Here is a 9,178-nt window from a genome sequence, read left to right as displayed (position 1 = left end):
CGCTTCCCGAGAGCCCGACGGCCCGCGCACCGGCGGTCGCGAGCCGCGCGACGACGTCGCCGTTGACGAGGCCGGCGAGGACCATGCGGACGATATCCAGCGTCTCGCCATCGGTGTAGCGTAGCCCGTCGACAAAGTGCGTCTCTTTGCCGAGTCGAGCGAGCCATTCGGTGATCAGCGGACCGCCGCCGTGTACCAGCACCACGCGCGCCCCGAGCCCTCGAAGCTGGGCCACGTCGACCGGCAGCGTGTCGTCTGATCCCACGCTGCCGCCCAGCTTCACGACAATCGTCCGGTTCATGACCCGCTCAGCCAGATCGCCGATCTCCGGTGCGCTCCGTCGTCCCGCCGCACGGTCGTTGGGCGGGACAGCAGCTGCACGATGAGGCTGATGAGCATGGATTGTCACGTCGTGTACTCGGCGTTGATCTTGACGTATCCCTCCGTGAGATCGCATCCCCACGCGCGCCCGTTCGCCTCGCCGGCGTTGAGGCTGACGCGAATCTGCACCTCGTCGACGCCCATCGCCTCGGAGACCTCCTGCGCGTCGAAGTCCACCGCCGCGCCACCGGCTGCTACGCGATGCCCCCCAATCCACGCATCGATCGCGTTTGGATCGATCTGCACGCCCGCGTTACCCACGGCTGCGAGGATGCGGCCCCAGTTCGGGTCGCGGCCGTAGATCGCGGCTTTCACCAGGTTCGACCGGATGACGGATCGCGCCACCAACTGCGCGTCGGCCTCCGACCGAGCGCCATCGACGGCGACTTCGATGAGGCGCGTAGCCCCTTCGCCGTCGCGTGCGATCAAGCGCGCCAGCTCGGTGCACACACGCTCGAGGGCGCCTTCGAACGCCGCGGCCTCCGCTCCGCCAGCCCCGATCGGCGCGCCGCCGGCCGCGCCGCTGCCGAAAAGCGCCACCATGTCGTTTGTACTGGTATCTCCGTCGACGGAGACCTGATTGAACGTCCGGCTAACGCATCGCTTGAGGACGCCCGCCGCGAAATGAGGTTCGAGCGGCGCGTCCGTGGTGATGACCGATAGTAACGTCGCCATGTTCGGGTGAATCATCCCAGAGCCCTTCGCCATCCCGCCGACGCAGATCGATCGGCCGCCGACGTCGAATCTCAGCGCGGCTTCTTTCGGCACCCGGTCCGTCGTCAGGATCGCCTGGGCCGCGTCATGCCCACCCTCGACCGTCGGAGTCACGGAGCCGAGCGCGCGAACGATTCGATCGATGGGCAGTGGGACCCCGATGACCCCCGTGGAGGCCACGAGCATGAGGTCTGGATCGATCCCAACGGTCTTGGCGGCGATGTCGGCCATCCTGCGGGCGGCCGCCAGGCCGGGCGCGCCCGTGCAGGCGTTGGCATTGCCGCTGTTCAGTACGATGCCCTGGGCGCGACCGTCTGCGACGCGCTGACGGCTCAGCAGCACCGGAGCGGCGACGACCGCGCATTGCGTGAAGACCGCTGCCGCCGTGCAGGGCGCGTGGGCGACCACGACCGCGACGTCCAACCGATCAGCGCCGGCCTTGACCCCCGCGGATACCGCTCCCGCGCGAAATCCGCGCGGTGTCGTCACGCCGCCCCCGGCCACAAGCTCGATCTGTTCGGCTGCAAACGTCACGTCGCGATACACCTATCCGGAAACGTGCTCCGCCGAAGCGGCAGGATGGGCGCCCGGTCACGGGTAGACCGGCAGCGCCTCCAACCCAAGCGTCTCGGGAAATCCGAGCATGAGGTTCATGTTCTGCACCGCCTGCCCGGCCGCGCCCTTTACGAGATTATCGATACAAGCGGTGACGACGAGTCTGCCGGTTTGCGGATTGATCGTTGGGCAAACGAAGCAGAAGTTGCTGCCCCACACGTGCTTCGTCGCCGGCGGCGAATCGACGACGCGAACGAACGGCTCGTCGCGGTAGTACGCACGATAGCGATCCAGCACCTCGTCGCGCGACATCGGATCGAGAAGGCGCGCATAACAGGTGGCCATGATTCCGCGAGTCATGGGCACCAGGTGCGGAACGAAGGTCAGCTCGGCCGGCGGCGTCGCGCCAGCGGCGGCCCGAAGCTCGTTCAGCTCCTGCGCGATCTCAGGCTGGTGCCGATGGCCGTCCGTGCCGTACGGCTGGCAGCTCTCGTCGATCTCGCAGAAGTGGTTGACGGAGAGGGAAAACGACCGCCCTGCGCCCGAGATGCCGCTCTTGGCGTCGACGATGACGTCCGCCTCCACGCAGCCGATGATGGGGGCGAGGGCCAGAATGCTGGTCGTTGGGTAGCACCCGGGATTCGCGACGAGGCGAGACGGGACGATCTGCGCTCTATGGAGCTCGGGTAAGCCATATACGGCCTCGGCGAGAAACGCCGGCGACGGGTGCTCGCCGTACCACCGATCGTAGGTGTCCCGGTCATGGATGCGATAGTCCGCAGAGATGTCGATCACCTTTCGCCCTTCGGCCAGCAATGACGGCACCAGCTCGGCCGAAGCATGATGGGGGAGCGCCGAAAAGCAGACATCGGCATCGTGGATGCCTTCGGAAATCGTCATTCCGAGCGGCGCCAGGTGAGCGAATGAGTCCGCCAGCGGCTGCCCTGCGGCGCTCCGACCCGTGACCTCGACGAGCTTGACGCCCGGATGGCGGGCCAGAATGCGCGCCAACTCCGCGCCAGCATAGCCGGTCACGTTGACCACGCCGACGCGCGTCTCCTGGGATCCCATGCTGCGGATTATAGGCAATGAGCGGATGACGAGGACACCGGAGGCGCCCCCGAGGGTCGATGCTATACTCGCACTACCATGTCTCCCCTCACGGTCCTCTTGCGCTCGCACGACATCACCCTCGCCGTCCTACTCGTCATCGCATTCATCGCCGCGATTGCCATCCATGAGGCGAACCACGCCTTCGTCGCTACGCTGTTGGGGGACGATACGCCCCGGCGGTACGGGCGCCTGTCCCTGAATCCCATGCGCCACATCGACAAGACTGGACTGCTCGTGTTCGTCCTCGCTGGATTTGGCTGGAGCTGGACGCCGGTGAATCCGCTGAAGCTTCGCCCGAATCCTCGCGCCGGCAACGCCATCGTCGCGGCGGCCGGCCCCATCGCGAACCTCGTCCTGGCGATCCTCTTGTCGATTCCGATCCGCATGCACGCGGAGCTGACACCCGAGCTGGATCGCCTCTTGCTCATCGGGGTCATCTTGAACCTCATCCTCTTCACCTTCAACCTGATTCCGCTCCCGCCGCTCGACGGCTTCACGGTTTTGGTGGGCGTACTGCCACGGCAGGCGGCCGCCTCAGTGAAGCAGCTCGAGCGGTACGGGCCGATGTTGCTGCTCGCCGTCCTCTTTCTGCCAACGTTCGTCGGAATCGATATTGTCGGAATGATTTTTCGCCCGGTGGTCCACGCGTTCGGCCTCCCAGCTCTTCGATAGACGGACGCCGGCGTTCGTGGGCTGAGACAGGGTGCGGGAGAATCCATGCCGCTTCGCCGCGTCGGCATCGTGGGCCTCGGACTCATTGGCGCATCGGTGGGATTGGCGCTCCGTCGAGGCACCACCCCGCCGGAAGTCGTCGGCTTCGACATCGACCGCGAGAACCTCCACCGCGCCGCCCGCGGGGGCTCGGTCGATCACACCTGTGGAACCCTGGCGGAGGTGTGCGCCGGATCAGATCTCGTCGTCCTGGCCGCTCCCGTCCGCGCGATTCTGGCGCTCCTGCCGGAAATCGCGCCCCATGTTTCCGCGAACACCCTCGTCACGGACACCGGGGGCACGAAGGCCGAGATCGTGCGCGTCGGCGACTCCGTGATCCCGCGACCGGCGGCATTCGTTGGCGGCCATCCCCTTGCGGGGCGACTCACCGCGGGCGTGGGCGATGCCAACGCCGCCTTGTTCCAGGGGGCCGTCTATTGCCTCACCCCATCGCCCATCACGCCCGATTGGGCGGTCGACCTGGCGACGCACTTCGTCGAGAGCCTGGGGGCCCAGCCTTTCTTTCTGACGGCGGACGAGCACGACGCGCTCCTCGCAGGCGCCAGCCACCTCCCGTATTTCGCATCGGCCGCCGTCGTCCGGGCCCTGATGACGCAGCCGAGCTGGCCCGAGATGGAGCAGATGGCCGCCGGAGGGTTCCGTGCCATCACATCGCTCGTCGACGCCGACCCGACCATGTGGGCTGACGTCGGCGCCACAAACCGCGAGAACATCATCCGGCAGCTGGATACATTGATAGAGCGGCTCCGGACCATTCGCGGAATGGTCGAGGCTGGCGATGACGCGCTGCTTGGCGAGCTTCAGCAGGCGCGCGATGCCCATCGCACCTGGCTGTCCCAGCGGGGAGTCGCGCCCCCTCAGCAGCCAGGGAGTGGCGCGCAGACGCCGCGGCGTCGGCTCCGATGGCCGTGGCGCGGGTGATCGGGTCAGGCCGCGCACCGCGTCCTGAATTGTCGTAGACGAGCGGCGTCCGTCCACCGGAAAGAACTATCCGAAGGGAACCCCCTAGACCACCCCCGTGGGCGCGTTGAGACCGAATCTGTCCCGCTATAGTCGTGCAGATGAGCGCTCATTACGGTATCCTTTGTGATCTGGCAGATTCGTAAAGGAGGAGAGCCGACAATGCGATCCATCGTTCCCAAACTGCTGGCACTGGCCGCTGGCGCGCTCGTTCTGGGGTTCATTGGACCGGCAACCGCCCTCATTCACGCTGATGCCGCGCAGGACCCCATCGTCGGAACGTGGCTTGCCGTCGGACCCGCCGGGTACGGGGCAATCTTCACGTTCGATGCCGTCCTGGACTCAGGCGGGCAGGTCCACCGTACCGTCACGATGTCCGAAACGAGTGGCCGGGACTGGGTCACGACCGGCGAATGGAAAGTCACTGGAACAAACCAGTACGACATCTGGACCCGGACGCTGCGATCGAACGAGTCGGGCACACCGGGGGTCGTGCGCCGGTACATGCGAATCCACTTCAATCCGTCGACAACGTCTTGGGTGACTACCTCGTCCCTCGGCTCAACCGACTATCGAGTCGAATACCTGTCATATTCGGCGGGAGTGCTCAACACCGACAGCACGGAAATTGGCCCGCAACTCCTCGCCATTCCGGTTCCACCGCCAGATCAATATGCGCGCCCTAGTGCGCCAGCCGGAGCGTTTCCAGCTTTTCCATAGTCGCGCGCTGCACAGAAGGGGCCGCCCAATTTGGGCGGCCCCAACGACGGGCTTAGGATGAGCGGAACGGTGGGGCCCCGCTAGACGACGTCGACGGTGGCGCCAACCTCCCGGAGCTTCGCCGCGGCGGCGTTGGCCTCGTCCTTCCCGATCCCTTCCTTAACGGGCTTCGGTGCCGCCTCGACCAGGTCCTTCGCTTCCTTCAATCCTAGCGAGGTCAGCTCCCGCACGACCTTGATCACTTCGATCTTCTTCGGGCCGAAGTCCTTCAACACCACGTCGAACTCGCTCTTCTCTTCTTCGGCGGCGGCAGGAGCGGCGGCCGCGGCTCCTCCCGCGGCAGAGGCAGCCGCGGGGGCCATGGCCACCGCGGCCTTCACTCCGAACTTCTCCTCGAGCGTCTTCACCAGGTCCGACAGCTCCAGGACGGTCATCTTCTCGATTGCCTCGATCATTTCGTCTTTCGTCAACACTGACCTCCTCGCTTCGTTTGGGTTTGCGCGGCCTCCGCCGCGCCGAATCAGGCTGCCTCTTCCAGCTGCCGTCGGCGCGCGTCGAGAACGCCGACGAGACTCTGCAGCATGCCGTTCAAGACGCCGACAAATCCGGCGATGGGCGCCTGCATTGCGCCAACGACTTGCCCCAAGAGCACTTCTCTGCTGGGGAGAGTAGCAAGCTCGGCGACCTCCGCCGCTGAGAGCAGCCGATCTCCCAACAGGGCGCTGCGAATCTGCATGGGCAGGCGCTGCGTCCGGATAACGTCCGTCAGCGTCTTGCTGATCATCGTCGGATCATTCGTCCCCACTGCCAGCGCGGTTGGCCCGATCAGCGCCGGCAAGAGCTGGTCCTTGCCGGTGCGCTGGGCGGCGAGCCGGGCCAGGGTGTTCTTCACCACGTGCAGCTCGACGCCGGCCGTGCGAAGCTGGCGGCGGACGTCCGCGATCTGCGCGACCGTGAGGCCGCGGTAGTCGGCCACGACGGCCATGTTGGCATTGGTGAGCTGGTCGGCGATCGACTCGACGGCTGCGACCTTCTCCGGTCGGACGACGGTTGGGCGTTTCTCCATTCGCACCCCCTCGGATGATCTGGCACGAAAATGCCTTCGACAGCGGACTGCCGAAGGCAAAACAGCGTCGAATATCGAACGCCCGGAACCGATCTACGGCTCGATGTGCCTCGGCAGGATCCGTTTACGCTCCGATGAGCGACCCGCGGTCTTCGGCTATTCGATTCGAGAGTTCTAGCTAGCGCTCCCCACCAGCGCGACGGTTGGTTGAATTTCGAGCTTCACGCCGGGCCCCATGGTCGGCGCGAGGGTAATGGATCGAATGTACTGACCCTTGGCCGCCGCCGGCTTCGCGCGAAGGATCGCGTCCATAAAAGCGGTGAGGTTCTCGCGAAGCTGCTCCGACGAGAAGCTTGCCTTGCCGATCGGCGCGTGCACGACGGCCGTCCGGTCCACCCGGAACTCGACTCGCCCCGCGCGGACGTCGCGGATGAGGCGCCCGATCTCCATGGAGACGGTTCCTGTCCTCGGGTTTGGCAGCAGCCCCCGCGGTCCCAGTACGCGACCCAACCTCTGCACCATCGGCATGACGTCCGGCGTGGCCACGGCGACGTCGAACTCCATCCAGCCACCCTGGATGCGCTGGACGAGGTCTTCGGCGCCCACGTAGTCGGCGCCGGCCTCCTCCGCCTCCCGCGCCTGCTCGCCTTGCGCGAACGCGAGCACGCGCACACGCTTACCGGTTCCCGCGGGTAGGACGACCGAGCCGCGCACCATCTGGTCGGCGTGGCGCGGATCGACACCGGTCCGGATATGGCACTCGACCGTCTCGTCGAATTTCGCGCTGGCGACCTCTTTCACCAGCGAGAGCGCTTCCTCCGGCGAATATAGTCGCTCGGAGTCAACCTTTTTGCGCGCCTCGACGTACCGTTTACCCGCCGCCATCCTTCCTCCACAGACCGATGGGTACGATTCCCTCGCGCACCCATCTGGTCCGCAACAGTCTAACCCTCTTCGACCTTGACGCCCATGCTGCGCGCGCTTCCTGCGATGATGCGCTCAGCCGCTTCGACGCTGGTCGCGTTCAAGTCCTTCATCTTCAGCTCCGCGATCTGGCGAAGCTTGTCGCGCGACAGTGTTCCCACGACGGTCCGGGCTGGATTGTTCGACCCTTTCTCCACGCCGATCGCCTTTCGGATCAGATCTGACGCGGGAGGTGTCTTCAGCACGAAGGTGAAGGACCGATCCTCGAACACGGTGATTTCCGCCGGTACGATCGTTCCGGCCTGGGAAGCCGTTCGCTCGTTGTAGTCCTTCACGAACGCCATGATGTTGATGCCATGCTGGCCCAGCGCCGGTCCGACGGGCGGCGCTGGTGTCGCCTTCCCGGCCTCGATTTGCAGCTTGACGATCGCTTTGACCTTCTTGGCCACGCTGTGGGCTCCCTTCAGCGCTCACGAGACGCACCCGACCCGTGGGGAGCGCTCGTGCGTTGCATCGGATCGGGTTCGGCCTACGTAATGCGAGATACCTGGAGGAAGTCGAGCTCGACGGGCGTCTCGCGGCCGAAGAACGAGACCAGCACGCGCACCTTCCCCTTTTCGGGATTAATGGCGTCCACGATGCCAATGAAGTCCGTAAACGGCCCGTCCACGACCTTCACCCGCTCGCCCTTCGAGAAGCTCACCTTGACGCGCGGGGCCTCCATCTTCATCCGACGAAGAATCCGCTTGACCTCCGGCTCCTCGAGCGGACTCGGATGCGTGCCCGCGCCGACAAAGCCGGTCACGCCCGGAGTGTTTCGCACCACGTACCACGCGTCGTTGGGCGGGATGCCCTCTTCGGTGATCTTCATCTGGACGAGGACGTATCCGGGGAAGACTTTCCGTTGAACCGTTCGCCGCTGGCCATCCTTGATCTCGACCTGTTCCTCCGTCGGGATCACGACGTCGTAGATCTTGTCGTCCACGCCCATGGACGCGATGCGGTGCTTCAGGTTGGTTTCGACCTTGTTCTCGTAGCCGGAATATGTGTGGATGACAAACCAGCGGCGGTCGCCTTCCTCTTCCAGCTCCTCTTCTTCTTCCTCTTCGACGTCTTCAGCGGTGCGCTCGAGATTTTCGTCCTCGAGCGCGCGCTCCTCGTCCACCATGACGTCATCGAGATGTGCATTGGACTGCATGGTTCCTCGCTACCCTACGAGCAGGCGGAAAAATTCTGAGAACGCGTAGTCGATGAGGCCCAACAGGAAGCCGACCGCGAGAGAGAGCCCGACGACGAGCACGGTGAGATTGGTTGCCTCGCGTCGTGTCGGCCATACCACTTTTCGTAGCTCGGAACGGACCTCCGTCAGGAACTGCGTGATCCCCCGGCCCTGCCGCGTGATGCTGGGCCGCAGAACGGGGCGGGCAGCAGGCTTGGCCGGCGCCTTGCGCGCCGGCGGCGCGACCGCCGCGTTCCCGGCCGTTGCGCGCCGAAGCTGTCTCGCCATACTGGACGTTCCCTCCGTTCCTAGCCGCCCGATCGGTTGTTCCGGGCCATGCGCCTGCTGTGAATCACATTCGCGTGGCAGGCGCGGCAGGACTTGAACCCGCAACCTGCGGTTTTGGAGACCGCTGCTCTGCCAATTGAGCTACGCGCCTATTCTGAGCTACCGCGTCTCTCGGTGCTCGGTGTGCTTGCGGCACCGGGGGCAGAACTTCTTCACCTCGAGTCGGTCGGGATCGTTTCGCCGATTCTTCTCGGTGTGATACGTTCGCTCCCTGCAATCGTTACACGCAAGCGTGATGAGTATACGCTCCGCCCGCCGTGCCATACGCTATTGTACTCCGATCGAAATTCCTAGCCCTGCACCGCGGTGATGACCCCGGCGCCCACCGTCCGGCCGCCCTCCCGAATCGCAAACCGCAGCCCTTCCTCGATCGCCACCGGCGTGATCAGCTCAATCTCCATCCGCACGTTGTCCCCGGGCATCACCATCTCTACCCCCTCCGGTAG

At 65.3% G+C, this 9,178-nt stretch carries 14 protein-coding genes and 1 tRNA gene; 3 read left to right on the top strand and 12 right to left on the bottom strand.

Annotated elements, in window-relative coordinates; genetic code table 11:
* The 3 genes from VFC51_19775 to argC form a co-directional block, all read right to left on the bottom strand.
* The coding region (locus VFC51_19775; GenBank protein HZT09269.1) for an acetylglutamate kinase at positions 1–301 on the bottom strand (301 nt) is incomplete at its 3' end.
* Between the two features lie 104 nt (positions 302–405).
* Positions 406–1,629 (bottom strand): bifunctional glutamate N-acetyltransferase/amino-acid acetyltransferase ArgJ, encoded by a 1,224-nt coding sequence (gene argJ / locus VFC51_19770; GenBank protein HZT09268.1) that lies wholly within the window; start codon positions 1,627–1,629, stop codon positions 406–408.
* Between the two features lie 57 nt (positions 1,630–1,686).
* Positions 1,687–2,721 (bottom strand): N-acetyl-gamma-glutamyl-phosphate reductase, encoded by a 1,035-nt coding sequence (gene argC / locus VFC51_19765; GenBank protein HZT09267.1) that lies wholly within the window; start codon positions 2,719–2,721, stop codon positions 1,687–1,689.
* Positions 2,722–2,799: 78 nt separating this feature from the next.
* Here argC and VFC51_19760 point away from each other — a divergent pair, with 78 nt between their 5' ends.
* From VFC51_19760 to VFC51_19750, 3 genes are all read left to right on the top strand, one after another.
* Complete coding sequence (locus VFC51_19760) at positions 2,800–3,435, top strand: site-2 protease family protein (protein ID HZT09266.1); 636 nt, start codon at positions 2,800–2,802, stop codon at positions 3,433–3,435.
* Positions 3,436–3,480: 45 nt separating this feature from the next.
* Entirely contained in the window at positions 3,481–4,416 is a 936-nt protein-coding gene (locus VFC51_19755; protein ID HZT09265.1) for a prephenate dehydrogenase, read from the top strand.
* Between the two features lie 201 nt (positions 4,417–4,617).
* On the top strand, positions 4,618–5,175 hold the full coding sequence (locus VFC51_19750; protein ID HZT09264.1) for a hypothetical protein: 558 nt from the start codon (positions 4,618–4,620) through the stop codon (positions 5,173–5,175).
* A gap of 80 nt (positions 5,176–5,255) precedes the next feature.
* On the opposite strand, the gene rplL is transcribed toward VFC51_19750, so the two are convergent.
* The 9 genes from rplL to tuf all read right to left on the bottom strand — a co-directional run.
* The gene (rplL, locus tag VFC51_19745; GenBank protein ID HZT09263.1) at positions 5,256–5,645 is read right to left on the bottom strand and encodes a 50S ribosomal protein L7/L12; all 390 of its coding nucleotides are present in this window, start codon (positions 5,643–5,645) and stop codon (positions 5,256–5,258) included.
* Between the two features lie 50 nt (positions 5,646–5,695).
* Entirely contained in the window at positions 5,696–6,241 is a 546-nt protein-coding gene (rplJ, locus tag VFC51_19740; protein ID HZT09262.1) for a 50S ribosomal protein L10, read from the bottom strand.
* Positions 6,242–6,415: 174 nt separating this feature from the next.
* Entirely contained in the window at positions 6,416–7,126 is a 711-nt protein-coding gene (gene rplA, locus VFC51_19735) for a 50S ribosomal protein L1 (GenBank protein ID HZT09261.1), read from the bottom strand.
* 59 nt (positions 7,127–7,185) lie between these two features.
* The gene (gene rplK / locus VFC51_19730; protein HZT09260.1) at positions 7,186–7,614 is read right to left on the bottom strand and encodes a 50S ribosomal protein L11; all 429 of its coding nucleotides are present in this window, start codon (positions 7,612–7,614) and stop codon (positions 7,186–7,188) included.
* Between the two features lie 80 nt (positions 7,615–7,694).
* Positions 7,695–8,363 (bottom strand): transcription termination/antitermination protein NusG, encoded by a 669-nt coding sequence (gene nusG / locus VFC51_19725; GenBank protein HZT09259.1) that lies wholly within the window; start codon positions 8,361–8,363, stop codon positions 7,695–7,697.
* 9 nt (positions 8,364–8,372) lie between these two features.
* Positions 8,373–8,672: a preprotein translocase subunit SecE gene (gene secE, locus VFC51_19720; GenBank protein ID HZT09258.1), complete on the bottom strand. Its 300-nt coding sequence runs from the start codon at positions 8,670–8,672 to the stop codon at positions 8,373–8,375.
* Positions 8,673–8,747: 75 nt separating this feature from the next.
* Positions 8,748–8,823 (bottom strand) — tRNA-Trp (locus VFC51_19715).
* A gap of 8 nt (positions 8,824–8,831) precedes the next feature.
* Entirely contained in the window at positions 8,832–8,996 is a 165-nt protein-coding gene (gene rpmG, locus VFC51_19710; protein HZT09257.1) for a 50S ribosomal protein L33, read from the bottom strand.
* A 26-nt stretch (positions 8,997–9,022) separates the two neighbouring features.
* On the bottom strand, positions 9,023–9,178 hold a 156-nt coding region (gene tuf / locus VFC51_19705), incomplete at its 5' end, for an elongation factor Tu (GenBank protein HZT09256.1).

Source organism: Chloroflexota bacterium (assembly GCA_035652535.1).
Taxonomy (GTDB): domain Bacteria; phylum Chloroflexota; class UBA6077; order UBA6077; family SHYK01; genus DASRDP01.
The sequence above is the reverse complement of the archived record's forward strand: the minus strand, read 5'-3'. Positions and strand labels throughout refer to the sequence as shown.

What these genes read in the sequence shown, in the direction of transcription:
- rplJ (HZT09262.1), bottom strand. Translation starts at nt 6,241, where the DNA reads ATGGAGAAACGCCCAACCGTCGTCCGACCGGAGAAGGTCGCAGCCGTC.
- argC (HZT09267.1), bottom strand. Translation starts at nt 2,721, where the DNA reads ATGGGATCCCAGGAGACGCGCGTCGGCGTGGTCAACGTGACCGGCTAT.
- secE (HZT09258.1), bottom strand. Translation starts at nt 8,672, where the DNA reads ATGGCGAGACAGCTTCGGCGCGCAACGGCCGGGAACGCGGCGGTCGCG.
- VFC51_19760 (HZT09266.1), top strand. Translation starts at nt 2,800, where the DNA reads ATGTCTCCCCTCACGGTCCTCTTGCGCTCGCACGACATCACCCTCGCC.
- nusG (HZT09259.1), bottom strand. Translation starts at nt 8,363, where the DNA reads ATGCAGTCCAATGCACATCTCGATGACGTCATGGTGGACGAGGAGCGC.
- rpmG (HZT09257.1), bottom strand. Translation starts at nt 8,996, where the DNA reads ATGGCACGGCGGGCGGAGCGTATACTCATCACGCTTGCGTGTAACGAT.
- VFC51_19755 (HZT09265.1), top strand. Translation starts at nt 3,481, where the DNA reads ATGCCGCTTCGCCGCGTCGGCATCGTGGGCCTCGGACTCATTGGCGCA.
- VFC51_19750 (HZT09264.1), top strand. Translation starts at nt 4,618, where the DNA reads ATGCGATCCATCGTTCCCAAACTGCTGGCACTGGCCGCTGGCGCGCTC.
- rplA (HZT09261.1), bottom strand. Translation starts at nt 7,126, where the DNA reads ATGGCGGCGGGTAAACGGTACGTCGAGGCGCGCAAAAAGGTTGACTCC.